This window comes from Pseudonocardia sp. D17 (assembly GCF_036984265.1).
Classification (GTDB): domain Bacteria; phylum Actinomycetota; class Actinomycetes; order Mycobacteriales; family Pseudonocardiaceae; genus Pseudonocardia; species Pseudonocardia benzenivorans.
Genome location: NZ_BPRG01000198.1, coordinates 119,033 through 145,711, shown reverse-complemented (window position 1 = coordinate 145,711; position 26,679 = coordinate 119,033). Strand labels below are relative to the sequence as shown.

Genomic DNA, 26,679 nt, shown 5'->3' with positions numbered 1-26,679 from the left:
CGTTCAGCTCACGACGACACCGCCCTGCAGCACCAGCGCGCGGGCGGCGTCGTCGGCGAGCGCGGTGACGTCGGCGAGCGGGTCACGGCGCAGGACCAGCACGTCGGCAGCCATCCCGGGGGCCAGCGTGCCGACCTCGCCGTCGATCCCGAGCAGCCGGGCGATGTTGACGGTGATCGACTGCAGGGCGGCGCGCGGCGACATGCCGACGAGCTCGACGTAGGTCGCGGGCTCGACGGCGCAGCTGCCCTGCACGAAGTGGGTGAGCCCGGCGTCGCCGCCCGCGACGATCGGCACGCCCGCGGCCGTGGCCTTCGCGATGCTGGCGACGTGGTGCTCGTGCGTGCGCCGGTGCTGGTCGACGATCACCTGCGGGATGCCCATCTCCAGCCCGCGCTCGGCGAAGGCGCGGTACATCGACAGCGTGGGCGAGATCGTCAGGCCGTGCTCCACGATCGCGGCCAGCGCATCGTCCTCCAGGAACAGCGCGTGCTCGATGCTGGCCACCCCGGCCCGTGCGGCGGTGCGCACCGAGTCCGCGGACTCGGCGTGCGCCACGACGGGCACGCCCTGCCGGACGGCCTCGTCGACCAGCGCGTGGAACTCGACGTCGGTCAGGCCGCTGCGCTCGGCGGGGCACAGCGGGTTGAAGCCGGTGCCGCTGACGCCGACCTTGATCCAGTCGACGCCGTCCTTGAGCTGGGTGCGCACGACCGCCGCGGCCTCGTAGGGGCCGACGACCTGCACGGCCAGGCTGTGCGGGTACGGCGCGTGCTCGAACAGGTGCGACGGCTGGAAGTCGCCGAGCCCGCCGGGCGCCGACACGATGCGGCCCGCGGCCAGCACCCGCGGCCCGGGCACGTCGCCGCGGCGGATCGCGTCGCGCACCTCGACGCCGATGTTGGCCCGGCTGCCGACGTCACGGATGGTCGTGAAGCCCTTGCGCAGCAGGAGCGCGGCGTTGTGCACGGCGTCGACGGTCGCCTGCGGGACCGACTTGCGCAGCTCGATGTCGTAGGGATCGGCCACGTCGCGGTAGACGAGATGGCAGTGCGCGTCCATGAGCCCCGGCATGGCGAACCCGCCGTCGAGGTCGACGACGTGGTCGCCGGGCCGGGCCTGCACGTGCGGGCCGCAGTCCTCGATCGTCCCGTCGGAGACGGCGAGCGCACCGGCGACCGGCGTCAGGTCGTCGCCGGTGAGGAAGGTGCCGTTGGTCAGAACGATGCGTTGCATGCAGTCGCCTCCCGTTGAGGGGCGTCGCCGCCCGGGTCGTGCGGATTTCGCGCCCGTATTGTATGCAAACTTTCGGCGTTGATCGACGGGCCGAACGGCGGTTGTCCGACTCCACGCTCGCTCGCCACACTCGGTGCATGCCCTGGACGGAGCCGTTCGTGGGACGCGCGGCCGAGCTCGCCGTGCTCGCGGGCGCACTCGACGCCGCCCGCGACGGCCGGCCGTCGGTCGTGCTCGTCGAGGGTGAGCCGGGCATCGGCAAGACGACACTGCTCCGCCGCTTCGTCGACGACGTCCCGGGGCCCGGCGCCGCCGACGCCGTGACGGTGGTGCGCGCGGCCGCCGACGAGGCCGAGGTCGCGCTGCCGTTCGGGGTCGTCGACCAACTGGTCGCCGATCTCCCGCCCGGGACGTCCCGCAGTGCGCCGTCGCCCTCGGCCGATCCGTTGGCGGTGGGCGCGGAGCTGCTGGCGACGCTGGGCGCGCTCGAGGGCGACGCCCCCGTCCTCCTCGTGGTCGACGACGCGCAGTGGGTCGACGACCCGTCCGCGGGTGCGCTCGCCTTCGCCGTCCGCCGGCTGCGCCGCGACCGGGTGCTCGTCGTGCTCGGCGTGCGCGACCCGGACGGCGGGCCCGGTACGCGCTGGTGGGACCGCGGCTTCGGGCCCGTCGCGCCGCAGCGGGTCGTCCTCGGGGGCCTCGGCGCCGACGAGATCGGCGCGCTCGCCGCCGACTCCGTCGGGCCGTTGACCCCCGCGGCCGCCGAGCGACTGCGCGAACACACCGACGGTCATCCCCTGCACGTCGCCGCGTTGTTGCGCGAGCTGCCGCACGCCACGCTGCTCGACACCTCGACGCCCCTGCCGGCACCCCGTTCGCTCACGACGTTGGTGCTGGTCACCGTCGCCGGGCTCGCCGAAGCCGCCCGCGAGCTGGTGCTGGCCGCCGCGGTGCTCGGCGACCGCTGCCCCCTCGCGCACGCCGTCGCGCTCGCCGCCCCGGCCGACCCCGTCGCCGCGCTCGACGAGGCCGTGCGCGCAGGGCTGCTCGTCGAGATCACCGGCGGCACGCGTCACGACGTCGCGTTCACCCACCAGCTCGTCCGCGCCGCGGTGCACGGCGATCTCCCGCCCGCGCGGCGGCACGAGCTGCACAGCGCGGCCGCGGAGCTGGTCGGCGGGACGGCCGCCACGGCCCACCGTGTGGCCGCCGCGGTCGGCCCGGACGAGAAGCTCGCCACCGAGCTGACCACCCTGGGTCGCGAGGACGTCGACGCCCGACGCTGGCGCGCGGCGGCCGACCACCTGCTCGCCGCCGCCGACCTGAGCGCCACCCCCGACGCGCGCGGGGCACGCCTGATCGCCGGCGTCGACGCGATGCTCGCGGGCGGCGACCTCCGCCGCGCCCTGCGTTCCGAACCCGACGTGCGGGCGCTGCCGCCGGGCCCCGCGCGCAGCCGCGTCGTCGGCAGGCTGGAGGCGGCGACGGGCCGGTTCCGCGACGCGCACGTGTCCCTCGCCGACGCCCTCGACGGCGCGGGCGCCGACGTCGCGGGTCGCGCGGCGGCGGCCGCGCACCTGTCGCTGCTGTCGTTCGTCGAGGGCGACGTGGACGCCGCGGCCGAGCTGTCGCGGCAGGCGTTGGACCGGGTGCCCCCGCCCGAGGACGAGCCGACCGCGCGGTTCGTGCGGATCGTCGCCGAGGTCGTCCGGGGCGGCGACGACGAGGTCGACGCGCTGCTCGCGAAGGGCGGGTCCCCCGAGGTCGCCGGGCTGCGCGGGGTCGTCGCGCTGTGGCGGCAGGACGCGGCCGCCGCCGCGGAGGTGCTCACCGGCGTGGTCCGCGACGGCGCGGCGGACATGTCGATGCAGGGGCGCATCCTGCTGCTCGCCCACCTCGCCGAGGCCCAGTACCGGACGGGGGACTGGAACGGGTCGGCCGCGAACGGCGCGCTCGCCGTCTCGCTCGCCCGCGACGCGGGCGTCCTCGTCGGTGCCGGGCTGACCAACGCGCTGACCAGCTATGTCGCCTCCGGGCGCGGGGAGTGGGAGCTCGCGACGGCCAGGGTCGAGGCCGCGGAGGGCGCGACCCGGACGCTGCCGTGGTGGGGCGGGCAGGCCTACGCAGCGACGGCGCGGGCCGTGCTCGCCCAGGCCCGGGGCGACGCCGCCGGGATGCTGGCCGCGCTCGCCCCGTTGACCGGGGCCGACGACACCGTCGCCCGGCCCGTCGTACGGGCGGTGATCGTGCCGTGGCGCACCCTCCTCGCCGAGGGGCAGCTCGGCACCGGCGACCTCGACGCCGCGGCGGCCACCCTCGACGACCTCGACACCCGCCTCACCGGACCACCCGGCTGGACCGCGCTCGAGGCGGCGCGGCTGCGCGCCGAGCTCGCGGAGCTGCGCTCCGGCCCCGCCGCCGCCCGGGAGCCCTACGAGCACGCGATGGAGCTCGCCGGGCGGATCGCCGCCGAGCCCGTGCGGGCGCGCGTCGAGGCCGGGTTCGGCAGGGCGCTGGTCGCCGCGGGCGAACGACGGCCGGGTGTCGACCTGCTGCGCACGGCCCACGACCGGCTCACCCGCCTCGGCGCGGCACCGTTCGCCGAACGGGCCGACGAGCTGTTGCGCGCCGCGGGCCTGCACCCGCCCGCCGCGGGCGGCGCCCTCGCCCTGACCCCGCAGGAGCTGGCCGTGGCCCGGCTCGTCGCGGAGGGACGCACGAACTCCGAGGTCGGCGCGTCGCTGTTCGTGACCGGCCGCACCGTCGCGTTCCACCTCAGCAACATCTACGCCAAGCTCGGCATCTCCTCGCGCCGCCAGCTGGCCGCGCACCTCTGACGTCTCCGCGCCCGCCGGGCGCCACTGGAAGGTCCGCTGGAAGGTCCTGACAGCCGGGACCGGCGTCACCACCCCGATGCTCGACGGGCACGCCACCTCGACATGCGCGAGGAGGGGCCATGCGCATCCAGCTGGACCTCTTCCGGTCCGGCGACGGCCGTCTCGAAGGCGTCGTCAGCCCGCCCGGAGGGGGACGCGAGCCGTTCACAGGGGTGCTCGACCTGCTCCGGGTGCTCGAGGGGATAGACCTGCCCGACCGTGACCGCGGCCGGGCGGCCGACACGGAAGACCGGGGGGTCGAGGATGACTGACCTGCGCGACGCCGGAACCCGTCCGACCGTCTCGGCCGAGGCGGCGAAGAACGCCCGGCTGACCGGCGTCCTCGGCATCGCCTTCGCCGTGCTGATGGTGCTCGCGCTGCTGTTCGTGAACCGCTCGCCCGGCCTCGGCGTCTCGGACTCGGCCTACGAGAGCTTCTACGGCCAGGGCGGCACGACCGTCCTGATCACCGTCGGCCTCTACCTCGTCCCGTTCGCCGGGATCGCCTTCCTCTGGCACATGACGGCGCTGCGGCTGCTGGTCCGCGAGCTGGCGCCGGACCTCCCGGGCATCCCGTCGACGCTGCAGCTGCTCTCCGGCGGACTGTTCGTCGGGCTGCTGTTCTGCGGCACCGCGGCGGCGGGGGCCGTCGCGCTCGTCAACGACATCGGGACGGGCCCGCTGCCCGGCCCCGACGTCGGCCGCGCGCTCACGAGCATCGGGTACGCGATCGTCTTCGTGTACGCGGTGCGCGCGGCCGGCATGTACGTCATGACCACCACGACGCTGCTCATGAAGGCCGGCGTGCTGCCGCGCTGGCTCGGTGTCCTCAGCTACCTGCTGGCCGCCGCGATGTTGGTGGCCACGACCTTCAATCCCGCCGTCGTCCTCGTCCTGCCCGGCTGGGCGGTGATCGTCGGCGTCGTCGTCCTCGTCCGCGCCGGACGTCCCGGCGCCCCCGCGCTTCCGGAGGCTGCATCATGACCACTACCGAGATCCGCGAGGCGAGCGAGATCCCCGGTCCGCCGCCGAAGCCCGTCATCGGCAACGCGCTCGACATCCCGGGCGACCGCACGATCCAGGCGTTGATGGATCTGACCCGTACCTACGGCCCGATCATGCGGCTCAAGACCCCGGTGGGGGACCGGTACATCGTGTCGGGCCTGGAGATGGTCGACGACCTCTGCGACGACTCCCGGTTCGACAAGCTCGTCGGCACCGCCCAGAAGGAGCTGCGCAAGACCCGGCCGAGCGACGGCCTGTTCACCGCGGACACCGACGACCCGATGTGGTCGCGCGCGCACAACATCCTGCTGCCCAACTTCAGCATGCAGGCCATGCAGGGCTACCTGCCGATGATGATCGACATCGCGCTGCAGCTGATGCAGAAGTGGGAGCGGCTCAACCCGGGCGAGCAGGTCGACGTCACCGCCGACATGACGCGCCTGACGCTGGACACCATCGCGTTGTGCGGCTTCGGGTACCGCTTCAACTCGTTCTACCGCAACACCCAGCACCCGTTCGTCGACGCGATGATGCGGACGCTGACGGAGACCCAGAAGCGGGCCCGGCTGCTCCCGCCGCTGATCCGGCTCCGCCGCAAGGCGCAGCGGCAGCTCATGGCGGACAACAAGTACATGGAGCGGGAGGTCCAGAACATCCTCGACGAGCGGCGCCGCGCCGGGAACGCCGACGAGCACCAGGACCTGCTGAGCTGCATGCTCACGGGCGTCGACAAGAAGACCGGGCTGAAGCTGCCCGACGAGAACATCGTCGGCCAGTGTCTGACGTTCCTGGTCGCGGGCCACGAGACGACGAGCGGGCTGCTGTCGTTCACCATCGCCTACCTGATCAAGCACCCCGACGTCGTCGCGAAGGCCCAGGCGGAGGTCGACCGCGTGCTGGGCACCGACCCGGGCGTCATGCCGAGCTTCCAGCAGGTCCAGGGGCTCACCTACGTCACCCAGATCCTCAACGAGATCCTGCGGCTCTGGCCGACCGCGCCGGGATTCACCCGCTACCCCTACGAGGACGTGGTCCTCGGCGGGTACCGCATCGCCAAGGGCTCGTCGTTGACGGCCCTGACCCCGATGCTGCACCGCCTACCGGAGGTCTGGGGGCCGGACGCCGAGGAGTTCAACCCCGACCACTTCCGGGCCGAGTTCCGCGCGACGTTGCCGCCCAACGCGTTCAAGCCGTTCGGCTCGGGCCAGCGCGCCTGCATCGGACGCCAGTTCGCGATGCAGGAGGCGGTGCTCGTCCTGGGCATGCTGTTGCAGCGCTTCGACTTCGTCGACCACCTGGGCTACGAGCTGAAGATCAAGGAGGCGCTCACCCTCAAGCCCGAGGGCCTGTTCATCCAGCTGCGCCCACGACCCGACCGGACCACCGGCACCGTCGTCGTCGCCCCGAACGCCGCCCAGGCGCCGGCCGCCAAGCCGAAGCTGCGGCTCGCGCCCGTCGGCGACCGGCACGGCACCCCGCTCACCGTGCTGTTCGGCTCGAACCTCGGCACCGCCGAGGGCATCGCGACGCGCATCGCCCAGGACGGCGCCGACCGCGGCTTCGCCGTCACCCTCGGCGCACTCGACGACCACGTCGCGGACCTGCCGAAGGAGGGCGGGCTCGTCGTCGTCTGCGCGTCGTACAACGGGATGCCACCGGACAACGCCGAGCGGTTCTGCGCCTGGATCCGTGACGCGGCGACCCCCGCCGACGTGGCCGCCGGCGCGGCGTACGCGGTGTTCGGCTGCGGCAACATGGACTGGGCGTCGACCTACCAGGCGATCCCCACCATGCTCGACGAGCAGCTGGAGCGGCACGGCGGACGGCGGGTCGTCCCCCGCGGCGAGGGCGACGCGCGCTCGGACTTCGACGGCCAGTACGAGGCGTGGTACGCGACACTGTGGCCGGCGATGACCGAGGCGCTCGGGCTCGAGACCGCAGCCGTCGGCACCGCCGCGGCGGGTCCGCGGCTGACCGTGACGATGACCAACCGGCAGACCACCAACCCGGTCGTCGTCTCCTACCGGGCCCGGCCGTCGACCGTGCGGGTCAACCGCGAGCTCAACCGCGACGGTGCCGACCGGTCGACCCGCCATGTCGAGATCGCGCTGGCGCCGGGCACCGAGTACCAGACCGGCGACCACCTCGGTGTGTTGCCCCGCAACAACGTCGACCTGATCCGCCGGGTGATCGCCCGCTTCAAGCTCGACGCGGGCACCTACGTGACGATCACGCCCACCGGCGGCTCGTGGACCCATCTCCCGCTCGACGAGCCGGCGCCGCTGCTGGGGGTGCTGGGCAGCTGCGTCGAGCTGCAGGACGTCGCCGGACGCTCCGACATCGCGACCCTCGCGGCGTCCGCGACCGACCCGGCCGAGCGCGAGGCACTGCAGGCCCTCACCACGCTCGACGACGAGGGCCGGGCCCGGTACCGCAAGACGATCGCCGAGCCGCGCGTGACGGTGCTCGACCTGCTCGACGCGTACCCCAGCTGCGACCTGTCGTTCGCGCAGTTCCTCGACATGTTGCCGCCGCTGCGGCCCCGGTACTACTCGATCTCGTCGGCGCCCTCGGAGTCCGAGACCTGCCACATCACCGTCGGCGTGCTCGACGTGCCCGCCCGCGGCCGCGACGGCCGGTTCGCGGGCGTGTGCTCGACGCACCTGCGCAGCTGCGAGACGGACTCGACCGTGTTCACCTTCGTCCGCAGACCGACGATCCCGTTCCGGCCGCCGGAGAACCCGCACACGCCGATGATCATGGTCGGGGCGGGCACCGGCATGGCGCCGTTCCGCGGGTTCCTGCAGGAGCGGGCCGGGCTCAGGCGGCGCGGGGTGCCCGTCGGCGAGTCACTGCTGTTCTTCGGCTGCCGCACGCCCGAGCAGGACTTCCTCTACTCCGACGAGCTCCGGGCCTTCGAACGCGACGGCATCGTGCGGCTCTGCATGGCCTTCTCCCGCGTCGCCGACAACCGGCGCTACGTGCAGCAGGCGATCCTCGACGAGCAGGAGGACGTGCGCAGGCTGCTCGACCAGGGTGCGCACGTGTACGTGTGCGGCAACGCGAACACGATGGCGCCGGCGGTCCGCGCCGCGCTGATCGAGGTGCACCAGGGCGGCGACGGCGCGGCCGACACCGACGGTGACGCCTGGCTCGCGGGCCTGCGTGCCGAGCAGCGCTACCTGGAGGACATCTGGGGCGAGAGCGCGGTCGGCTGACCGGGAGGGCGGCGCCGACCCGCCTCTCCGGCCGCAACCTCGTGGTCGTCCGCCCACGGACCCGGCCGCGAGGTTGCGGCCGGGTGTGCCCGGCGGTCGGCTCAGCCGCGCGTCGCCCGTTCCTCGGTCGCGAGGTTGTAGCGGGCCCGGCCCTCCAGCCGGGCGCGGCACTCGGGCGTCGCGTAGATCGAGTCGAGATCGAGCAGCGCGCGCACCGCGCGGTGGCGGCCGGCCAGGTCGTCGGGGCCGTCGATGCGGTCGGCCGCCCAGACCCGGCTGTCGGGGTACTCGGCGCGGGGTCGCGAGAGCCCGGTGAGCAGGACGTCGACGAGGACCGCGGCGTCGGGGTCCTCGTCGAGATAGGGCCGGTCGCGCAACGGGTCCAGCGCGACCAGCGACTCCGGCGGCGCACCCGCTGCCGGCCGCAGCAGCGGTGCCGCAGCGGGCTCGATCGCCGCGACGGCCCGGGCCACCGCGCCCGGGTCCGCCGCCCGGTGCGCCAGCTCCGCCACCCAGAACGCCATGTCCCCGGGCCCACCGGCCAGCCGCAGCGCCGCGGTCCGCGGTCGCCGCGCCCGTGTCGTCGGGTCCATCGGTCACGCCCCGTCCGCGGACCGGAGCGCCTCGCCGATGTCGCGGTAGTAGTCCTGCAGGGCGATCTCGTTGCGCCCGTACACGATCTCGGGCAGCGCGCCGGAGGCGAGGGTGCGCTGGATGTTGGCCATCGTCGCGAAGTCCTCGCCGTAGACGGTGGCCGTGGTCCGGTCCCAGTTGCGCTGCCAGTGCCGGCGGGCGCCCTCGGTCCGCGGCTCCTGCTCCGTCGTGAGCCAGAGCCCGACCTGGCACGAGCCCGGGTCGCCGGGTGTCGGCGTGAACCGCCAGACCTCCAGGTGGTCGAGCTGCCACACGAACACCGTGTTCGGGAACAGCACGTAGACGAGGGTGCAGTGCGGGAACAGCGACCGCTGCTCCCGCGGGCCCGCGGCCATCTCGGGGAACGTGCTGCGCACGACGGTCAGCCGCTGGTGCAGCGGGTAGCTGCGGTAGGCGGACACGTTGGAGATGAACGCCGAGCCGAGCGTCTTGCGGTGCAGGAACGCCAGGTGGAACAGCTCCTGGAAGGTGTTGACCCCGAACTTCCAGTTGAAGGCGAACGACGTCGTCTCACCGGCGTAGAGGTGGCGCGCGTGGGGGGCGTACCCGGCCAGCTCCGCGTCGAGGTCCGGACCGAGCCATGCGGCGACGTCGAGGTCCGCACCCGCCGCCAGCCGCGTCCAGATCAGGCCGTGCCGCTCCTCGGCGGGGAACGCCACCAGCGAGGTGTCGGCCTCGCCGAGGCCGGCGAACCCCACCCGGTCGACGACGCTGCGGCAGCGTCCCTGCCGGTCGTAGGTCCAGGCGTGGTACTCGCACGAGAAGACCCGGCGGTTGCCCGACGGCTCCTGGCAGACCAGGTTCCCGCGGTGCCGGCAGGCGTTGAGCAGGACCCGGGCGACGCCGTCGTCACCCCGCACGACCAGCAGCGGGATCCCCACGATCTCGTCGGCGACGAAGTCGCCGGGCCGGGGTATCGCGGCAGCGGGCGCGACGACCAGCGGGCGGTCGGTGAACAGCCGCCGCTCCGCGGACGTGCGCTCCGGCCCCACCAGGTCGGCCGCGCCGACCCGCCCGACGTCGGGCGCCATCGCCGTCGTTCCGCGGGCGAGGAGGTCGGCGATCTCGTCGATGAGGGCCAGCTCCGACGTGCGGTCCACTGCGCGCCTTCCTGCCGGGGGAGGCGTCGACCGACCGTGGGACGGCCGACGGGCGGTGCCTCACTTCTAGCAACCCGGGCAGTGGCCCGACAAGCCGACGCCGCGCCCGCCGCCGGCCGGCGTCAACCCGTCGTGACGTACCGGACCTCGTAGGTGAGGCAGCCCTGCGGACCCGCGACCCACGGGCCGTGCTCCATGCCGGGCGGGCGGCATGCGAACTGGCCGGCGGAGAAGGTCTCACCGAGCCGCAGGTCGGTCATCTCGCCCTCGATGATGTAGACCTCTTCCCAGAAGTCGTGCACCTGCACCCCGTTCGGGGTCGTGTCGGTCCCGGGCTCGAACCGCAGGATCCGTGTCGCCGTACCGCTCTCCGGGTCCCGGGCGAGGATCCGCTCGGTGAGCTCGGGGACGACGCCGGCACAGGGCGTGTACTCGATCTTCTCGACCGGGGTGAACTCGATCTCGGGCTTGCTCATGCCTGGTCTCCCTTTTCGACGACGACTCGGTAGTCGAGCTCGAGGGCCCGGCCACCGGGGGGCTGCAGGGTCATCTCCCACGACGTCCCCATGACGAACTCCCCGCCGATCACGGGCACGGTCCCGCCGAGCATGACCACGTCGCGTCCGTCCGCCGCCGGGTACATCGCGAGGACGTCGGTCGGGACACGCAGTGCCTTCAGCGACCCGTCCTGGTAGGGACGGCCGTCCACCGTGGACCGGATGGCGACGGAGTCCCAGTCGAGGTCCGCGGGCACGGGCACCACGGTGCGCCCGATCGGCTTGGGGCACGCGGCCTTCGAGTCGGCCACGCTGGTCCGCTCCAGGTCGCGGTCGGTGTGGTCGGAGGCGACCCCGAGGTAGAGACGCCCGCCGACACGCACCAGCAGCGGCTCGACCTCGCCGGACGTACCGGCGCCGCGTACGACGATCTCGTCGGCGACGACGGCGAGTGTCCGGTCGAGCGGGTAGAACGCCGGGACCGTCTCCGGCTCAGGGACGCCGATCGCGGCGAGCTCCTCGATGTGCTCGCGGACGGCGGCCTCGTCGCGCCCCGTGTATCCGGCGACGACCAGGTCGAAGTCGGTCAGCGTCAGTGTGTCGTCCGTGCCCGCGACGGAGAGGACGAGGGGCGCGGGGGCCGTGGGCCGGGGTGTCATCGGATGCTCCCGGTGGATGCGAGGTCGGTGGCGACGACGTGGTCGTACGCGGGTTCGTCGGCGGGATCGGGGAGGAGTCCGGCGAGCCGGCCGAAGTCGCTCAGCCCGGCCACGGCCTCGGGGGTGATCGCCGTGTCGTACCAGGGGGCGTCGCGGCGGACGAGCTCGGCGATCAGCTCGGCCTCGCGCGCCGGGAAGAGCCGCCGGCCCACCTCGGTGGCGCGGCCGGGCTCCTCGGCGAGCAGCACCTGGGCACGGCGGAGCGCGCGCACGACGGCGCCGACCGTCGCGGGGTCTCGGTCGATCAACGCCTGGGTCGTGGAGACCCCGGCGAAGGTGAGGCCCGCACCGATGCCCCCGTCGCGGCGCGCGTCGACGACGACCGTGCCGGTGCCATCGGCGACGGCGACCGCCGCGCCCATGCCGTTGGCCCAGAACGCGTCGACCCTGCCGTCGGCGAGCGCCTCGGCGGCGGCGACCCCGAACGAGACCGTGCCGGCCGCGACGCCGGGCACTGGGCCGATGTGCAGCTCACGTTCGTCGAGGTCCACACCGGACCTGACGAGCAGCTGGCGCAGCCCCTCGTCGACGCCGGGTGCGGCGCCGATGCGGAGGTCACGCAGCTTCGTCAGCTCCCCACGGCCGACTCCGCGCTCCGCGGCCACCACCAGGAACCAGTAGGTGTTGCGGGAGATCGCCGCGACGAGCCTCGCTCCGTCCCAGCGCGGGAACGCGTACAGCGGGGCGTGCGCCGCACCGGCGAGGACGTCCAGGCTCCCGTCCCGCAACGCCACCGCGGCGTCGGTGACCGGGAAGACGAGCTCGACCGTCGCGTCGACGCCCTCGTCGCCGAGCAACCCGAGCTCGACGGCGGCGATCGCGGGGAAGTACGAGGGCGAGACGAGGTCGGGAACGCCGATCCGCAGTGGCGCCATCAGGCGGCCGTCCCGTCGGTGCCGAGGCGGCCGTGCCGGTCGTAGCCGCCCATGACGCGGTCGACCAGCTCGCCCGCCGCGGCGAAGTCGTAGACCTGCGCCATCCGGGTGCGGACCAGGAACGGCGCTCCGGCGTAGAACATCTCGTACTGCTCGTGCCGGCCGGCGAACTCCGACCCGACGAGGTCCCACACGAGCTTGAGCAGCTTGACGCGCTCCTCGCTGGGCCAGCCCGGTGACTGCACGTAGCGCTCGAGGTCGGCGGCGGCCTCCGGGTTGTCGTAGTCGCCCACGCCGGAGGGCAGCTGGATGATCCCGCCGCCGCACAGGTCACGCACCAGCTGCAGGAGCTTCGGATAGAACTCCGACTGCAGGGTCTGCACCGCGAAGTTCGACGCCCGGCCCGGCCAGGCCACGCCGTGCTCGTCGATCTCGCACTCCTGCTCCTGTGCCGCGACGAGCCCGCTGACCATGGCCGCGTGCGCGGCCAGCTGACCGAGGGTGCCCCGGACCGGCGGGAACGTGTCCGAGCCGTTCATCGCGGCGACCCGCTGGGCCAGCCCGGTGAGCAGGTCGAGCTTGACCGAGAACCGGACCTGGGCCTGGTTGTTGCCCAACAGGTGCGCGGGGGTGCGGTTCCAGGAGCCGGCGAGGACCTCGCGGTTGCGGAAGACGAACACCCGCTCCCAGGGCACGAACACGTCGTCGAGGACGATCAGCGCGTCGGTCTCGTCGAACCGGCTGGCCAGTGGGTAGTCGAAGACGCTGGTGGCGGCCTCGGCGTAGCCGCGTCGCGAGTACACCTTGAGGCCCTCGGCACCGAGCGGGACGGCCACCGAGATCGCGTAGTTCTCGTCGCCCTCGCGCAGCGGGACGATGCAGGACAGGATCAGGAAGTCCGAGATCGCGGCACCGGTACCGAGCATCTGCGCCCCTGCGACGACGATGCCGTCCTCGCGCTCCTCCTTGACCCCCGCGTAGAGGTGGGGATCGGCCTGCTGGTGGGCGGGCTTGCTGCGGTCGATCTGCGGCGGCACGATCGCGTAGCTGCAGTACAGGTCGTTGTCGCGGACGTACTCGTAGAACGCCGTGATGTTCTCCGCGTAGCGCTCACCGCCCTCGGCGAACACGTCCGCGCGGCCGGCCCAGCCGGCGAGGAAGCCCGCGACGTGCTCGGGCCCGCGGCCCATCAGGCCCGCCGTCGCCTCGGCGGAGCGTCGCAGCGCGAGCCGGCGCCGATGGAGGTCGTCCTCGCTGCGCGGGATCAGGAACGAGAGGTTGACCGGTGCGCCGGTGCGCGGCGACGGGAAGGTCATGACCTCGCGGTTCGCCGGATCGTCGGCCTGGTCGTAGACGGCCGCGATCGACGTGACGGCGCCCGCGAACGCGGGATGCGCCGCGACGTCGGAGACGTACTCGCCGTCGATGAACACCCGCCGGCCGTCCTTGAGGCCCGAGATGTAGTCCTTGCCAGAGCGGGTCATCGCCCGTCCCTCCTCGTGCACACGAGCAGGTCGCCCCCGCCCGGTTCGGTGTCTCGCCCAAATAGGCAACCAAAATAGATGAGTTGAGTCAAGTGTTTAGATAATGTACTGCGTGGTAAAGCATCGACCCCGGGAGACTCCATGACCTCGCCGCCCACCCGCGTCGCCGCCGCCCAGTTCGCCCCGAGCCGGGACACGGACGCCAACCTCGACCGCATCGCGCGGTTCGCGAAGCAGGCCTCGACCGCCGGTGCGCACGTGCTGGTGCTGCCCGAGTACAGCTCCTGGTTCGCGCCGGTACTCGGCGAGGCCTTCCTGGCGGGCGCGCAGCCGCTCGACGGCTCGTTCGTCCGGTCCCTCACCGCGCTCGCGGCCGAGCACGACCTGCTGCTCGTCGCAGGCATGGTCGAGGCCGCGACCGGCCCGGACGATCCCCGCGTCTCCAACACCCTGGTCGCGACCGACGGCCACGGCGTCCGGGCCGTCTACCGCAAGATCCACCTCTACGACGCCTTCGGCTCGCGGGAGTCCGACTGGATGCGGCCCGGCGGGATCGAGGCACCCGAGACCCTCGCCCTCGGCGATCTCACCCTCGGCCTGCAGACCTGCTACGACCTGCGGTTCCCCGAGGTCAGCCGCTACCTCGTCGACGCCGGGGCCGACCTGTTGGCCGTGCCCGCCGAATGGGTCGCCGGGCCGAACAAGCTCGACCACTGGACGACGCTGTGCCGGGCGCGGGCGATCGAGAACACGTGCTTCGTCGTCGCCGCCGACCACGTCCCGCCGGTCGGCGTCGGCGCCAGCATGATCGTCGACCCGCTCGGCGGCGTCCTCGCACATGCGGGCGAGGAGGAAGGGATGATCGTCGCCGACGTCGACCCCGCGGTCCTCACCGCCGTCCGCACGACCAACCCGGCGCTGCGGCTGCGCCGCTTCACCGTCGCGCCGGGGTGACCGCGCCGGGGCCGTGGGCGTGCGCCGCCCCGGCCCGGCGAGCCGCCCCTCACCGGCCGTGGAGCTTCGCACCGGTCTCCAGGTAGCGGCCGAGCACGGCCAGGGCGGCCTCCTCCCGGTTCTCCTCCGTCCAGTCCCCCAGCTCGTAACCCGAGACGGGGACGGTGAGGTCGAGCGGGCCGAGGCCGAGCCGATTCCAGCGCTCGAGCGCGGCAGCCATGTAGGGCTCCGCGGGCAACGACGTCGGAGGGTACGGGTGCGACCGGGTGGCGTCGATCAGCATCGCGGACCCGCTCGCCACCGGCGGCGCGCCGGGCGCCAGCGGCATCGACGGGTCCAGCCTCGGGAGTTTGTCGCCGAGGATCTTGACGTCGCGGGCCGGCTGCGTGCGGAAGCTCAGCGCCCACACCACGGACCCGAGGTCGGACGGGTGGACGTCGTCGTCGACCGCGACGATGTACTTGCCCATCGACGGCTCGTAGCCCGACGCGGCGTACAACGCCTGCCACGCCTGCCCCGGCGACGGGTCCTTCATCCTGATGACGAAGAACATGTTGCACGTCGCCATCTCGTAGAACGTCACGTCGACGACCGACGAGATGTTGCAGGACTGCTGCAGGAAGCGCCGGTACACGTTCTCGAAACCAATCTTGCGCATCAGCGTGGACTCGCTCGGCGGGAACTCGCTGATGAACGCCTGCACGACCGGCTTCTCGCGGTGGGTGATCGCCGTCAGCTCGAGCACCGGCGACGACGTGCGCGGGCCCATGTACCCGCTGGCCTCCCCGAACGGTCCCTCCGGCTCGAGGTGGGTGGGGTCGATCCGACCCTCGAGGATGATCTCGGCGGTCGCCGGGACCTCCAGGTCCACCGTCTCGCAGCGCACCACCTCCAGCGGCCGGCCCATCAAGCCGCCCGCCACCCCGTACTCGCTGACCCCGAACGGCACCTTCTGCACGCTCGCGAGGCCGACGGCCGGCACCGCGCCGAGCACCACGGCCACCTCGAGCGGCACACCGAGGGCGCGCGCCTTGCGCAGGTGGATCGCGATGTGCTGGCTCGGGGTGTCCATCTGCAGGCCGACCCGTCCCGGTCCCTTGATCATCCCTCGGTACGTCCCGACGTTGTACTCGCCGGTCTCGGGATCCTTCGTGACCCAGTACGGGGAGGTCAGGAACGGCGCGTTGTCGAAGCCGGGCGTCGAGATCGGGTGCGGGAACGCGTCGACCCCACCCGTCGACTCGATGTCGTCACCGAGGACGATGCGCTCCTTGCAGGGGCCGGTGTCGACGAGCTTGGGCTCGATCGGCTCGCCGAGGGCGCGCTGCCAGACCGCGCCGAGCTGGTCCAGCTCGGCGCCGAGCGCATGGGCGTAGACGCGCCGCGACGCCGCGAACGTCGCGATCGCCACGCCACCGTCGAAGTGCCGTCCGCGGCCGTCGGTCACGTTCTCGAACAGGAACGACCGGCGCGCGTCCTCGGGCAGGCCACGGAACTGCAGCCGGACCAGCGGCACCAGCTCGGTGTCCTTGTTCACCGGCTCGGTGACGCGCACGAGCAGGCCCGCCGCGTCGAGCGAGTCGAGGTAGCCGCGGAAGTCGTCGTACGGGTAGGTCATGTGTCCCTCCGGTCAGGCGGCGTAGCGGCGGGTCGCGCGGGCCAGCGCCGCGGCCACGATGTTGACGGCGAGCCCGATCAGGCACGTCACCGCGACGAGCCCGAAGACCGTGGCGGCCTGGAACTGTGACTGGGCGAGGCCGATCTGCTTGCCGAGCCCGTCGACCTGCGTGATCATCTCCACGACGATCGTGATGATCAACGCGAGCGGGGCCGAGATCTGCAGGCCGAGCACCATGCTCGAGCTCAGCGACGGCAGCACGACCTTGCGGAAGGTGTCGAGCCGGCTCAGGTGCAGGACCCGGGCCGTCTCCAGCCGGGCGACGTCGAGCTGGCGGGCCGCGGCCCGGGTGGCAAGCAGCACCGGCCACAGCGACGTCACGACCACGACGGCGATCGTCATCGACCGGGTGTAGCCGATCACGAGGACCGCCACCGGGACCAGCGCACCGGCGGGAATCGTCCGGACGAACTCGAAGGTCGGGCCCAGCACGCGGTCTGCGCCCGGCGCCCTGCCCACCGCGACCCCGATCGCCGCGCCGAGCAGCGTGGCGATGACCAGCGCGATCACGAACGTCACGAGCGTCGTCAGCAGCGGCGACCAGAGTGTGCCGGCGCCGTCGAGCTCGCCGAGCGCGGCGAACCAGCGGCTCGGGGGCGGGAAGTACGGGTCGTCGGCCGGGGCGAGCAGTTGCCACAGCACGAGCACGGCGACCAGTGGCGCCAGCCCGCGCAACGGCGGGATCCCGGCCGCGCTCCTCCTCCGCGGGACGCGGGTCGCCGTACTCACAGCGACCCCGCGAACCGTGGTGCGAACATCCGGACCGCGCCCGTGAACAGCGCGTTCAACGCCCACCCGACGATGCCGATGGTGAACAGGTAGGCGAAGACCTGCCCCGGCTGGAAGCCGCGTTGGGCGAATACGATTCCGAACCCGAGCCCGGCCGGGTTGCCCAGCATCTCGGCGATCACCGCGAGTGCGACGGCGAGCGCCAGCGCGAGGCGCACCCCGACCAGAAGGCGCGGGACCGCGGCGGGCAGCACGACGCAGCGCCACGTCCGCAGCCGGCCGAGGTTCAACGTGCGGGCGCTGTCGAGGAGGCCGGGCCCGACACCGCGCACACCCTCGATCGTCGCGATCAGCACCGGCCACAGGCAGACGTACATGATCAGGACGAGCTCCATCTGCTCGGAGAACCCGAACACGAGGATCGCGACGGGCACGAACGCGATCGACGGCAGCGACCGCAGCACCTCCACGCTCGCCATCGACCAGCGCCACGCGACGCCCGACAGGCCCAGCCAGACGCCGAGCACGACGCCGACGACGGTCGAGACGACCCAGCCGATCAGTGTGACCGCGACGGTGTGCCCGATCTGCGCGGCCAGGTCGCCCCGGGCGACGAGCTCGCCGAAGGAACGGATGATCTCCGTGGTCGGCGCGAGGTTGTCGAAGGCGCGCAGGACCGTCCGGACCAGGACCTCCCAGAGGACCGCGAGCGTGACGACCAGGGCCAGCCCCGGGAGGTTGACCCGCCGACGCCGTGGCGGCGCGTCCGGGGCGACGCCCGGCGCGACGGGCACCTGGACGCCGGCGCTCACGGCGCTCCCCCGCTCCGCTCACCGCGGACCGCGGCGTACAGCTCGTGGCGCAGCCGCAGGTACTCGGCGGACTCCTTCGTCGCCACCTGCTCGCGGTCGGGGCCGATCGGGCTGCGCAGGTCGTGCCCCACGGCGGAGGGCCTGCCCTCCAACACGATCAGCCGGGTCCCCAGGTAGACGGCCTCTTCGATGTCGTGGGTGATGAACACGACCGTCATCGCGGTGCGGGCGTGGATACGCAGCAGCTCGTCCTGCAGCCCCTCGCGGGTCATGGCGTCGAGGGCACCGAACGGCTCGTCCATGAAGAGCACCCGCGGCCGCACGACCAGCGCCCGGGCGATCTGCACGCGCTGCTGCATACCGCCGGACAGCTCGGCCGGGTAGGCGGCGTGCCGGTCGGCCAGGCCGACGAGCCGCAGAGCCGCCATCGCCCGCTCCCGACGGGTGCCGCGGTCGCGCACGGAGCCCTCGAGCGGGAGCTCCACGTTGGACAGCGCGGTGCGCCACGGCAGCAGCGACGACGCGTAGTTCTGAAACACCATGACCCCGGCGTCCGGGGGGCCGTCCACGGGCCGGCCGTCGACCTCGAGTACTGAGCCGGGGGTGGGCGGCACGAGGCCGCCGAGCGCACGCAGCACCGTCGTCTTGCCGACGCCGGAGGCGCCGAGGACACAGACGAACTCGCCCGGTTCGACCCGCAGGTCGAGGCCCTCCACGATCCGCTTCGGGCCGTCGTCGGTCGGAACGTCGATCGAGAGCCCGCGGCACTCGACGGACACCCCGCCCGGCGCGGCGTCGTCCGCGACCGCCGGGGCGCTGCCCGCGGCGACCCGGCCCGCCGCGCTCACGACTGCTCCTTCTGCACCTGATGCAGGTACCGGCAGGCGTCGTCGAGGGTGACGACGGACGCGTACTTCTGGTTCATCTCGTAGAGGTTCACGGCGTGCGAGGTCGGTGCCCGGTCGAACACGCAGTCCTCGACGACCCAGACGCGGTAGCCATGGGAGAACCCGTCCACGACCGACGCCCGCACGCACCCGCTCGTCGACGTCCCGCAGACCAGCAGCGTGTCGACGCCGTGGCGTTGCAGGAACGACGTCATCGGCGTGCCGAAGAACGCCGAGGCCTTGGTCTTCTCCAGGACGTACTCGGACTCGAGCGGCGCGATCCGCGAGACGATGGGCGCGCCGTAGACGCTCGCGACCTCCTCTGGCCGCGTGCCCTTGACGGAGTCGCCCGAGTGGAACTTGTCGACCACGCTGCCCTTCGTGTAGACGACGGGCACGCCGGTCGCTCGGGCGGTGTCCAGGAGCGTGCCGATCGCCTCGATCGCGCCCTCACCGGCGGGCCCGCAGCTGGTCCGGTACTCGCCGATGGCGTCGAGGATGTCCTCGCCGGGCCGTCCGGCGAACGACTCGACGACGTCGATGACCATGACCGCGGGGCGCCGTCCCGGCTCGAGCAGACCGCCGAACCGCGCGGCCTCGTAGATCCGTCGCTCGTTCTCCGGGAAGACGGTCCGCCAGTCCGGGACCGCCGTGGGGCTCGCCATGCGCGTCTCCTTCCGATGTCAGGCGCGGGTCCGGAGCGCGGCGAGGTGAGCGACCACCTCGGCCGTGCCGACGACGTCGCCGTACTTCATGTCGATGTCGAGCAGGGCTGCCCAGTGCGGGGTGTCGACACGGTCGAAGGACGCCTCCCGGGCGACCGCGACCCGGTAGTTGTGGGAGAAGCCGTCGACGGCGGTGGCGTAGACGCAGCCGCTGGAGGTGCCGCCGCAGATGATCAGCGAGTCGACGCCGCGGGCGACCAGGTACCCGGGCAGCCCGGTCCCGACGAACAGACTCGGCTTGTCCTTCGCGAAGACGATCTCGCCGGGCCCGGGTGCGATCTCGTCGAGGATCTCGTTGTCACGGCCCTCCCCCGGCGATCCACCGTCCTCGACGCCGCGGGTGTTCTTCGCTCCCCACAGCCCAGGCTCGTAGGCGGGGTCGACCGGGTCGCGCATGGCGCTGTACACGACCGGGATCCCGGCCGCGCGGGCCGCCGCGAGCAGCTCGCGGATGTACTCCAGGGCCGCCCACGCGCGGTCGCCGCAGGAACGCCGGTTGACCGCGATGGCGTCGCGGATCGGCAGCGGCTCCGCACCGCAGAAGCTGTAGGTCGCGTCGACGACCAGCAGCGCGGGGCGGGTGCCGAAACCCAGCCGGTTGCCGTAGCCAGCCAGGGCAAGCGTCTCGAGCTCCTCGCGGGGGAAGTGCGCCTCCCACTTGGCGACGACGTCCGCCGGCGCGGTCGGGGCGCTCATCCGGCCCAGCTCGGCAGGACGTCGGCCGAGGTCACGGAGCCCTTGAAGTTTCCGAACTCCTTCAGCAGGCCGATCCAGGTGTCGGTGTCGGCGCCCTGCACCGCCTTGAGGTCCGCAGCGGTCGTCTGGAACTTGAAGTCCGGGAGCCGGGTCTTCGAGAGCACGGCCTCGGAGGTGTTGGTGTAGGACCCCAGCAGCTTCAGCGACTCGGCCTGGTTCTTCGTGATCCAGTCGGCCGCCTGGGCGAGCGCGGTGTTGAACTTGAGCACCGTGTCCTGGTTGGCGTCGGCCCAGTCCTTCGAGGCCAGGAAGATGCCAAGGAAGGCCTCGTCGCCGAGGGAACGGAAGGGCGAGCCCAGGGAGACCCCGCCGTTGGCCACGGTCATGCCGGCGAACGGCTCGATCTCCTCGATGCCGTCGACCCGACCGGCCTTGAGCGTGTCGGGCAGCTGCGGGACCGTGCCGACGACCCAGTTGGTGTCCTGACCCAGTGGGGCCCCGGCCTCCTTGGCCGCGTTGAGCACCGCGTAGTGGATGTTGCCCGTGAGGGTCAGGGCGCCCAGGTTCTTGCCCTTGAGGTCGGCGTAGTCGGTGATGCCGCTGCCGGCGGAGGCGACGAAGTCGGTCTGCGGGTTGTCCTTCGAGTCGACGGCACCGCCGGTGATGTTGGCGAGCTTGATGCCCTGGGCGGCCGCCGTCAGCAGCGCCGGCTGCGTCCCCATGGCGACGTCGAACTGCCGCCCGAGCGTGGCGAGCTGGTCGGAGATCGTGACGTTCGAGACCTGATAGGTGACGTCGAGGCCCTGCGCCGTGAAGAAGCCCTGCTTGTCGGCGACCACCACCGGCAGCGCGGTGCCCGTCGGGGCGATCGCGACGCGGACCGTGTTCGAGCCGGCGGAACCCGACGCCCCGCCGCCACAGGCCGCCAGGGTCAGGGCCGCGACGGCACCGACGACGGCGAGGACGGTGCGGCGCGTGCGGCGGGCCCGCGACGGCGAGCCGTCACGGGGCCCGGAGGGACCTCGGTGATGCATGCGTACCTCTCCTCATCCCGGGCGGGTGTGTCCCACGCCTCATGGTCGAGTGAAGACGCTAACTTCAGTAGCTAACTCAGGTCAAGTAATTCACGTCCAATTAACGAGGCGCGACCCACGACCGCCTCGTCGGGAGCGTCAGACCGCGTCCGGAGCCTCGCGCTCGGCGCGCAGCGCGTCGGCGATCGGGGAGTCGGCGTCGATCCCCACGTAGAAGGCGAAGATCGACAGCGCGGCGATCCGCTGCTCGTCGCGCAACGAGTGCTGGAAGAAGGCCACGTGGCGGTGGACCTCCTCGTCGATCTCGCGCAGCATCCGCACGCCGGCGTCGGTCGCCTCGACGAACGTGACGCGCCTGTCCTGCTCGGAGGGGGTTCGGACGACGTACCCCTCGCCCTCGAGCGCACGCACCAGCCGGGAGGCGAACGCAGCGGGCACGTCGAGGCGTTCGCCGAGACCGCTGATCGTCAGCTGCACACCCTCGCGGACCCCGTAGATCTGCAGCAGCGCCTGGTGCTGCAACGGGTCGAACCCCCGCTTCTTCGCCTCCTCGTTGATGATCCGCGTGACGCGGCGCATCACGTAGCGCGCCTCTGCGATGTTGAAGGCATAGGCCCGGAAGTCGGCGTCCCGCTGCGTGGCCCCGACGTCCGACCACGTCGCGTAGGCCGCCACCCCGTCGTCCATCACTCACCACTTCCGCAGGATCGGCCGGCCCGCGGGGCACCGGGGCCGGGCGACGTCACCGGTGACCCGCTCACCGTCGCCCCGTGGCGACCGGCGGGCCGGCCCAACGCCGGACCAGGTCGTGCTCGATGTCGAAGAGGTCGAGGACACGCCCGACGAGGTGGTCCACCACGTCGCCCAGGCTCGTCGGTCGGTAGTAGGTGCCGATCACCGGCGGGAGGACGATCGCGCCGAGCTCGGTGGCCGCGACCATGTTGCGCAGATGGCCGAGATGGAGCGGACTCTCGCGAGGAACGAGGACGAGGCGGCGGCGCTCCTTGAGCGTCACGTCCGCCGCCCGGGCCACCAGGTCCGGCGCCGCGGAGTGGGCGACGTAGGAGAGCGCGTTCATCGAGCACGGCACGATGACCATTCCGAGACCGCCGAACGAGCCACTGGCGATCGGTGCCGCCATGTCCTCGGGGCGATGCACGACATCCGCCAGGGCTTCCACCTCGCCAAGCGGCCACGCCGGCTCCTCGACCGCCAATGTCCGCCGCGCGCCGCGCGACACCACCAGATGCGTCTCCACCTCGGCGGCCTGCAGGGCCTGCAACATCCGGATCGCGAGGATCGGCGCCGACGCCCCGGTCATACCGACGACCAGTCGCCGCACGTCGCCCACGGTCACCTCGGTCTCACATGATGGCGGCACGCGTCACGCGGCCACCCAGTCTTCGCTGCCATCCCAGGCAATGGGCAGCGGTAGCGGTCGCCGGTACTGTACTTCAGTACGCAAATGCGCGTAGCGCCCGCTGAAGTAGAGGAGAGGGTCGCCCTCTGCCAGGCCGACCCCCGTCACGCGACCGACCAGGATCGCGTGGGTACCCGCCGCGGTGTCGCTGTCGACCTCGCAGTCGAGGAATGCCAACGCGTTGCGCAGTGCCGGTGACGTCCATTCCCCGACGGGGACGAGCCACTCGTCCCGCAGCCGCTTGTCGGCCCCCGGCCGGGCGCAGTGGTCGGAGATCGCCCTGGCGGCCGCGCTCATGACGTTCACGCCGAAACGCCCGGTCCGTACGACGTGCCGATACGTGCGCGTCTCCCGGTTCACACAGATCAGCACGAGAAGCGGCTCGTCCGACACCGACGAGAATGCCGTCGCGGTCATGCCCAGCGGCTCACCCGCCTCGTCCCGCATCGAGATCACGTTGACACTCGACGCGAACCGCCCGAGCGCCGAGCGGAATCCCGCGCGATCCACCTCGACAGACCGCAGCTTCATGCGCCCTCCTTGATCGTCCGACAGTATGTTATCTCAAGTACTAGACTTGAGACAACTACTTCCCCGGGTTCACGGTCGAGGCCTTAGCGTCGAGGGAACGTCGACGGACAGGAGACCGATGACCACGCGGGCCGCGGCGGCGTCGGGCACGGCGACGCCGTGGCGCACGGTCGTCGCCGGTGCCTGCGCACTCGCGGCGGCGATGGGCATCGGGCGGTTCGGCTTCACCCCGATCCTGCCGATGATGCAGGCCCAGGCCGGGCTCGGCGCGCAGGCCGCTGCCACGGTCGCGACCGCGAACTACGTCGGGTACCTCGTCGGCGCGGTGCTCGGGACGGTCGTGCCCCAGACGGTGCGGTCCCGCGGCATCTACCGGATCTCGCTCGTGCTGCTGGTCGTGTCCGTGGCGCTCATGGCCGCGACGCGCAACGCCGTGGTGTGGGAGCTGCTGCGGGGTGTCGCGGGGGCGGCGAGCGCGATCGTCTTCGTCGCGATGTTCACGACGGTCGTCGCCGACCTGCGCGGCCGACCCGACCATCTCGTCGGCTGGACGATGGGCGGCGTCGGCGGCGGCATCGCGCTGACCGGGCTCCTCGTGGCGGTGCTGCGTCCGATCGCGGACTGGACCGTCGCGTGGTGGGCGTCGGCGGCGCTGGCGGCCGTGCTCTCCGCGGTCGCGTGGGTGCTGCCCGTCGGCCGGGACCCCACACCGCCCGCGGCACCCGAGCGTGGCGGGCGCGTCCGGGCCCGGCCGTGGTTCGTGGCGCTGTCCGTCGCCTACACGCTGGAGGGCGTCGGCTACATCATCGCGGGCACGTTCCTCGTCGCCGCGGTGCAGCAGAACGGCTCCCCCGCGATCGGGGCGTCGGCGTGGATCGTCGTGGGGCTCGCGGCCCTCCCCTCGTGCGCGCTGTGGTCGATGCTGCTCCGCCGATGGTCGCGACCGACGTTGCTGATCGTGGCGCTCGCCGTGCAGGCCGTCGGGATCGCGCTGCCCGCGCTGTTCGACGGGGCGGTCGCCGCGCTCGTCTCGGCAGTGCTCTTCGGGGCGACCTTCCTCGCCGTCGTCACCGTCGCCCTGCCCATCGGGACACACCTCGGCGTCCCGCGGGCGGTCGCGGGGCTGACGGTCGGCTACAGCGCCGGGCAGATCGCCGGCCCGCTCGTCGCCGCCCCGCTGCTGCACGGGGGCTACCGGCCGGCGCTGCTGCTGGGCGCGATCGTCGTCGGGGTCGCGGCGCTGGCCGCGGCGGCCCTGCGCATCCGCTACCCGCACCCGTGCGCGACCGCGTCCGGCCGGCTCTCCCCCCGGGACCTGAAGACTGACTGACTCAGTCAGTAATCTCGTGGGCATGCGTGGGCGGGTGGCGCCGCGGCCGCTGGACGAGGTGGCGGACGTGGCAGGCCGGGTGTTCGTGGAGAAGGGCTACCGGGGCGCGGGAATCTCCGACGTCGCCGGCCGGCTCGGGCTGAGCCACGGCGCGCTCTACACCTACGTGCGCAGCAAGGAGGCGCTGCTGCACCTGGTACTGCTGAGGGCCGTCGAGCCCGGTTCGCTCGACGAGCTCCCGCTCCCCGTCGCGGGCGCGGATCCCGAACGGATCGTCGCGCTCGCCCGGACCTGGGCCGACACGCACGCGACGCTGCCGGTCCTCGCCGCCGCCTGTCGCCGCCGCACGATGCCGGTGGCCGACGAGCTCGTCGCCGTCGTCGACGAGCTGTACGGCTTCGTCGAACGCAACCGCCTGCTGCTCGCCCTCGTCGAACGCTGCGCCGCCGACCTGCCGGAGCTCGCCACCCTGCACTTCGTCGAGCGGCGGCGCGAGCTCGTCGGCCGGCTGGCGACGTACCTGCGGCGGCGGATCCGTTCCGGGCACCTGCGCCCTGTTCCGGACGTCGACGCGGCCGCGCGCTTCGTCGTCGAGACGGTGGCGTGGTTCGCCTGGCACCGGCTCGAGGACCCGGACTCCGCGATGCTGGGCGACGACGCGGCCCGCACCACCGTGCGCGACCTCGTGCCGGCGGCGTTCCTGCTCCCCGGCGGCGCGGCGTGAGCACGGACGCGGCCGTTCGTACCGGACCGGCGCGCGTGGCCTGGCGGCCGGTGCTGCTCGTCGCCACGGTCGCGGCCGCCGTGCACCTGGCCGTCGCGACCCGCTACGGCTGGCACCGGGACGAGTTCTACTACGTCGTCGCGGGCCGCCATCCCGACTGGGGCTACGTCGACCAGCCGCCGCTGACACCGCTGGTCGCCCGGCTCGCCGCCGATCTCCCCGACCAGCTGCTCGCGCTGCGCGTGCTCGCGATCGGCTGCCAGGTCGGGTGCGTCGCGCTGACGGCGGTGCTGACCGCGCAGCTGGGCGGGCGGGCCCGGGCGCAGGCCCTCGCCGCCGCGGCGGTCGCCGCGTGTCCCCTGTTCGTCGGTTCCGCGCTGCTGTTCGGCACGACCGTCGTCGACCAGGTCGTGTGGTGCGCGACGTTCGTGCTGGTCGTCCGGGCCGTCCGGCGGACGACGGTCGGCGCGTGGCTCGCCGCGGGGCTCGTCGCCGGGGTCGGACTGGAGAACAAGGACACGGTCCTCGTACTGCTCGCGGGCGTCGCGGTCGGGCTCGCGGTGTTCCGGCGCGACGTGCTGCGCGGCCCCGGGCCGTGGGTGGCGGGCCTGCTCGCCGCGGCGCTCGCGGCACCGAACGTCGTCTGGAACGCGACGCACGGCTGGCCGCAGCAGCGGATGGCGGCGCTGCTGTCGGCGCAGCAGGGCGGGACGCTCGGTGCGCTGGCGCAGCTGCCGGTCCTGCTCCTGCTGTTCGCCGGGCCGCCGCTGATCGCGCTGTGGGTCCTCGGTGTGCGCCGGCTCGCGTCGGCAGCGGCGCGGGAAGACCGCTGGCTGCTGGGCGCGGTGGTCGTCGTTGTGGTCGCGTTCGTCGCGACGGGCGGCAAGTTCTACTACGCCGGCCCGGTCCTCACCCCGCTGTTCGCGGCGGGCGCCGTCAGTGTGGAGGCATCGGACGGGCGGCGCGGGCGAGTCGGCTGGCCGGTCGCCGTCGCCGTCTCCGGGGTGCTGGCGGTGCTCGTCTGGCTGCCGACGCTGCCCGTCACGACGGCGAACGACCTGCGCGCCGTCAGCCCGTTCGTGCTGGAGACCTACGGCTGGCCGCAGTTCGTCGACCAGGTCCGCGACGCCGAGGCGCGCATGCCACCCGGCACGCCGATCCTGGCGGCCAACTACGGCGAGGCCGGGGCGCTGCAGCTGCTCGGGCCGGCGTCAGGCCTGCACGCGACCGTCGTCAGCGGGCAGAACTCCTACGCCGACTGGGCGCCGCACACGGGCACGCCCGACGAGGTGCTCTGCGTCGGGACGTGGGCGCCCGGCGAGCTCGGCGCCTACTGGGCCGACGTCCGCGAGATCGCGCCGATCACCTACTCCCGCCACGTCGACGGGGAGGAGACCGACCTGCACGCCGCGATCTACGACTGCCGGGCACCGCGCGGGACGTGGGCGCAGCTGTGGCCGCGGCTGAGCCACCTCGGCTGAGCGGCCGTGCCGCG

General features: G+C 73.0%; 25 protein-coding genes. 8 read left to right on the top strand and 17 right to left on the bottom strand.

What is annotated here, in order from left to right; genetic code table 11:
• Positions 1–3: 3 nt before the first annotated feature.
• The gene (locus PSD17_RS26860) at positions 4–1,236 is read right to left on the bottom strand and encodes a metal-dependent hydrolase family protein (RefSeq protein ID WP_013677910.1); all 1,233 of its coding nucleotides are present in this window, start codon (positions 1,234–1,236) and stop codon (positions 4–6) included.
• Positions 1,237–1,373: 137 nt separating this feature from the next.
• Here PSD17_RS26860 and PSD17_RS26855 point away from each other — a divergent pair, with 137 nt between their 5' ends.
• The 4 genes from PSD17_RS26855 to PSD17_RS26840 all read left to right on the top strand — a co-directional run bounded on the left by PSD17_RS26855 (position 1,374) and on the right by PSD17_RS26840 (position 8,335).
• Positions 1,374–4,073 (top strand): ATP-binding protein, encoded by a 2,700-nt coding sequence (locus tag PSD17_RS26855; RefSeq protein WP_339125076.1) that lies wholly within the window; start codon positions 1,374–1,376, stop codon positions 4,071–4,073.
• A 119-nt stretch (positions 4,074–4,192) separates the two neighbouring features.
• Positions 4,193–4,384, top strand: coding sequence for a hypothetical protein (locus PSD17_RS26850; RefSeq protein WP_013677912.1), 192 nt, complete (start codon positions 4,193–4,195; stop codon positions 4,382–4,384).
• Positions 4,377–5,096 carry a hypothetical protein gene (locus tag PSD17_RS26845; protein ID WP_339125075.1) on the top strand — a complete coding sequence of 240 codons (720 nt, stop codon included), beginning with the start codon at positions 4,377–4,379 and terminating at the stop codon, positions 5,094–5,096. Before PSD17_RS26850 ends, PSD17_RS26845 begins: the two co-directional genes overlap by 8 nt.
• Positions 5,093–8,335, top strand: a complete 3,243-nt coding sequence (locus PSD17_RS26840) for a bifunctional cytochrome P450/NADPH--P450 reductase (protein ID WP_339125074.1) — start codon at positions 5,093–5,095, stop codon at positions 8,333–8,335. Before PSD17_RS26845 ends, PSD17_RS26840 begins: the two co-directional genes overlap by 4 nt.
• 101 nt (positions 8,336–8,436) lie before the next feature.
• On the opposite strand, the gene PSD17_RS26835 is transcribed toward PSD17_RS26840, so the two are convergent.
• The 6 genes from PSD17_RS26835 to PSD17_RS26810 all read right to left on the bottom strand — a co-directional run bounded on the left by PSD17_RS26835 (position 8,437) and on the right by PSD17_RS26810 (position 13,664).
• On the bottom strand, positions 8,437–8,928 hold the full coding sequence (locus tag PSD17_RS26835; protein ID WP_339125073.1) for a hypothetical protein: 492 nt from the start codon (positions 8,926–8,928) through the stop codon (positions 8,437–8,439).
• Between the two features lie 3 nt (positions 8,929–8,931).
• Positions 8,932–10,089 carry an aromatic ring-hydroxylating oxygenase subunit alpha gene (locus PSD17_RS26830; RefSeq protein ID WP_339125072.1) on the bottom strand — a complete coding sequence of 386 codons (1,158 nt, stop codon included), beginning with the start codon at positions 10,087–10,089 and terminating at the stop codon, positions 8,932–8,934.
• A 122-nt stretch (positions 10,090–10,211) separates the two neighbouring features.
• Entirely contained in the window at positions 10,212–10,565 is a 354-nt protein-coding gene (locus tag PSD17_RS26825) for a cupin domain-containing protein (RefSeq protein WP_103381789.1), read from the bottom strand.
• The gene (locus PSD17_RS26820; protein ID WP_103381790.1) at positions 10,562–11,245 is read right to left on the bottom strand and encodes a DUF2848 family protein; all 684 of its coding nucleotides are present in this window, start codon (positions 11,243–11,245) and stop codon (positions 10,562–10,564) included. Before PSD17_RS26820 ends, PSD17_RS26825 begins: the two co-directional genes overlap by 4 nt.
• Positions 11,242–12,180: an ABC transporter substrate-binding protein gene (locus PSD17_RS26815; RefSeq protein WP_339125071.1), complete on the bottom strand. Its 939-nt coding sequence runs from the start codon at positions 12,178–12,180 to the stop codon at positions 11,242–11,244. The genes PSD17_RS26820 and PSD17_RS26815 overlap by 4 nt, the downstream gene beginning before the upstream one ends.
• Positions 12,180–13,664, bottom strand: a complete 1,485-nt coding sequence (locus PSD17_RS26810) for a 4-hydroxyphenylacetate 3-hydroxylase family protein (RefSeq protein WP_103381791.1) — start codon at positions 13,662–13,664, stop codon at positions 12,180–12,182. Before PSD17_RS26810 ends, PSD17_RS26815 begins: the two co-directional genes overlap by 1 nt.
• A gap of 141 nt (positions 13,665–13,805) precedes the next feature.
• On the opposite strand from PSD17_RS26810, the gene PSD17_RS26805 reads away from it, so the two are divergent.
• Positions 13,806–14,618, top strand: coding sequence for a carbon-nitrogen hydrolase family protein (locus tag PSD17_RS26805; protein WP_339125070.1), 813 nt, complete (start codon positions 13,806–13,808; stop codon positions 14,616–14,618).
• Between the two features lie 49 nt (positions 14,619–14,667).
• Here the strand turns inward: PSD17_RS26805 and PSD17_RS26800 are convergent, their stop codons facing one another.
• The 10 genes from PSD17_RS26800 to PSD17_RS26755 form a co-directional block, all read right to left on the bottom strand.
• The gene (locus PSD17_RS26800) at positions 14,668–16,236 is read right to left on the bottom strand and encodes a UbiD family decarboxylase (RefSeq protein ID WP_339125069.1); all 1,569 of its coding nucleotides are present in this window, start codon (positions 16,234–16,236) and stop codon (positions 14,668–14,670) included.
• A 12-nt stretch (positions 16,237–16,248) separates the two neighbouring features.
• The gene (locus PSD17_RS26795) at positions 16,249–17,025 is read right to left on the bottom strand and encodes an ABC transporter permease (RefSeq protein ID WP_339125068.1); all 777 of its coding nucleotides are present in this window, start codon (positions 17,023–17,025) and stop codon (positions 16,249–16,251) included.
• Positions 17,022–17,837, bottom strand: coding sequence for an ABC transporter permease (locus tag PSD17_RS26790; protein ID WP_339125067.1), 816 nt, complete (start codon positions 17,835–17,837; stop codon positions 17,022–17,024). Before PSD17_RS26790 ends, PSD17_RS26795 begins: the two co-directional genes overlap by 4 nt.
• On the bottom strand, positions 17,834–18,685 hold the full coding sequence (locus PSD17_RS26785; protein WP_234028041.1) for an ABC transporter ATP-binding protein: 852 nt from the start codon (positions 18,683–18,685) through the stop codon (positions 17,834–17,836). The genes PSD17_RS26790 and PSD17_RS26785 overlap by 4 nt, the downstream gene beginning before the upstream one ends.
• A complete protein-coding gene (locus PSD17_RS26780; protein WP_103381796.1) occupies positions 18,682–19,389 on the bottom strand; it encodes an isochorismatase family protein in 708 nt (235 codons plus the stop codon). The genes PSD17_RS26785 and PSD17_RS26780 overlap by 4 nt, the downstream gene beginning before the upstream one ends.
• A gap of 18 nt (positions 19,390–19,407) precedes the next feature.
• On the bottom strand, positions 19,408–20,145 hold the full coding sequence (locus PSD17_RS26775; RefSeq protein WP_339125066.1) for an isochorismatase family protein: 738 nt from the start codon (positions 20,143–20,145) through the stop codon (positions 19,408–19,410).
• On the bottom strand, positions 20,142–21,179 hold the full coding sequence (locus PSD17_RS26770) for an ABC transporter substrate-binding protein (protein ID WP_103381798.1): 1,038 nt from the start codon (positions 21,177–21,179) through the stop codon (positions 20,142–20,144). Before PSD17_RS26770 ends, PSD17_RS26775 begins: the two co-directional genes overlap by 4 nt.
• Positions 21,180–21,317: 138 nt before the next feature.
• A complete protein-coding gene (locus PSD17_RS26765; protein ID WP_103381799.1) occupies positions 21,318–21,866 on the bottom strand; it encodes a MarR family winged helix-turn-helix transcriptional regulator in 549 nt (182 codons plus the stop codon).
• A 70-nt stretch (positions 21,867–21,936) separates the two neighbouring features.
• Entirely contained in the window at positions 21,937–22,521 is a 585-nt protein-coding gene (locus tag PSD17_RS26760) for a UbiX family flavin prenyltransferase (protein WP_103381808.1), read from the bottom strand.
• Between the two features lie 42 nt (positions 22,522–22,563).
• Positions 22,564–23,130, bottom strand: coding sequence for a flavin reductase family protein (locus tag PSD17_RS26755; protein WP_103381800.1), 567 nt, complete (start codon positions 23,128–23,130; stop codon positions 22,564–22,566).
• A gap of 118 nt (positions 23,131–23,248) precedes the next feature.
• On the opposite strand from PSD17_RS26755, the gene PSD17_RS26750 reads away from it, so the two are divergent.
• From PSD17_RS26750 to PSD17_RS26740, 3 genes are read left to right on the top strand one after another with little or no spacing between them, the layout of a single operon-like run.
• On the top strand, positions 23,249–24,460 hold the full coding sequence (locus PSD17_RS26750) for a YbfB/YjiJ family MFS transporter (protein ID WP_339125065.1): 1,212 nt from the start codon (positions 23,249–23,251) through the stop codon (positions 24,458–24,460).
• A gap of 22 nt (positions 24,461–24,482) precedes the next feature.
• Complete coding sequence (locus tag PSD17_RS26745) at positions 24,483–25,184, top strand: TetR/AcrR family transcriptional regulator (RefSeq protein ID WP_339125064.1); 702 nt, start codon at positions 24,483–24,485, stop codon at positions 25,182–25,184.
• A gap of 35 nt (positions 25,185–25,219) precedes the next feature.
• Positions 25,220–26,665, top strand: a complete 1,446-nt coding sequence (locus tag PSD17_RS26740) for a glycosyltransferase family 39 protein (protein WP_339125063.1) — start codon at positions 25,220–25,222, stop codon at positions 26,663–26,665.
• The last annotated feature ends 14 nt before the right edge of the window (positions 26,666–26,679 follow it).

Coding starts and splice junctions, on each gene's coding strand:
- PSD17_RS26860 (WP_013677910.1), bottom strand. CDS start 1,236: ATGCAACGCATCGTTCTGACCAACGGCACCTTCCTCACCGGCGACGAC.
- PSD17_RS26855 (WP_339125076.1), top strand. CDS start 1,374: ATGCCCTGGACGGAGCCGTTCGTGGGACGCGCGGCCGAGCTCGCCGTG.
- PSD17_RS26850 (WP_013677912.1), top strand. CDS start 4,193: ATGCGCATCCAGCTGGACCTCTTCCGGTCCGGCGACGGCCGTCTCGAA.
- PSD17_RS26845 (WP_339125075.1), top strand. CDS start 4,377: ATGACTGACCTGCGCGACGCCGGAACCCGTCCGACCGTCTCGGCCGAG.
- PSD17_RS26840 (WP_339125074.1), top strand. CDS start 5,093: ATGACCACTACCGAGATCCGCGAGGCGAGCGAGATCCCCGGTCCGCCG.
- PSD17_RS26835 (WP_339125073.1), bottom strand. CDS start 8,928: ATGGACCCGACGACACGGGCGCGGCGACCGCGGACCGCGGCGCTGCGG.
- PSD17_RS26825 (WP_103381789.1), bottom strand. CDS start 10,565: ATGAGCAAGCCCGAGATCGAGTTCACCCCGGTCGAGAAGATCGAGTAC.
- PSD17_RS26820 (WP_103381790.1), bottom strand. CDS start 11,245: ATGACACCCCGGCCCACGGCCCCCGCGCCCCTCGTCCTCTCCGTCGCG.
- PSD17_RS26815 (WP_339125071.1), bottom strand. CDS start 12,180: ATGGCGCCACTGCGGATCGGCGTTCCCGACCTCGTCTCGCCCTCGTAC.
- PSD17_RS26810 (WP_103381791.1), bottom strand. CDS start 13,664: ATGACCCGCTCTGGCAAGGACTACATCTCGGGCCTCAAGGACGGCCGG.
- PSD17_RS26805 (WP_339125070.1), top strand. CDS start 13,806: ATGACCTCGCCGCCCACCCGCGTCGCCGCCGCCCAGTTCGCCCCGAGC.
- PSD17_RS26800 (WP_339125069.1), bottom strand. CDS start 16,236: ATGACCTACCCGTACGACGACTTCCGCGGCTACCTCGACTCGCTCGAC.
- PSD17_RS26780 (WP_103381796.1), bottom strand. CDS start 19,389: ATGGCGAGCCCCACGGCGGTCCCGGACTGGCGGACCGTCTTCCCGGAG.
- PSD17_RS26775 (WP_339125066.1), bottom strand. CDS start 20,145: ATGAGCGCCCCGACCGCGCCGGCGGACGTCGTCGCCAAGTGGGAGGCG.
- PSD17_RS26770 (WP_103381798.1), bottom strand. CDS start 21,179: ATGCATCACCGAGGTCCCTCCGGGCCCCGTGACGGCTCGCCGTCGCGG.
- PSD17_RS26765 (WP_103381799.1), bottom strand. CDS start 21,866: ATGGACGACGGGGTGGCGGCCTACGCGACGTGGTCGGACGTCGGGGCC.
- PSD17_RS26755 (WP_103381800.1), bottom strand. CDS start 23,130: ATGAAGCTGCGGTCTGTCGAGGTGGATCGCGCGGGATTCCGCTCGGCG.
- PSD17_RS26750 (WP_339125065.1), top strand. CDS start 23,249: ATGACCACGCGGGCCGCGGCGGCGTCGGGCACGGCGACGCCGTGGCGC.
- PSD17_RS26745 (WP_339125064.1), top strand. CDS start 24,483: ATGCGTGGGCGGGTGGCGCCGCGGCCGCTGGACGAGGTGGCGGACGTG.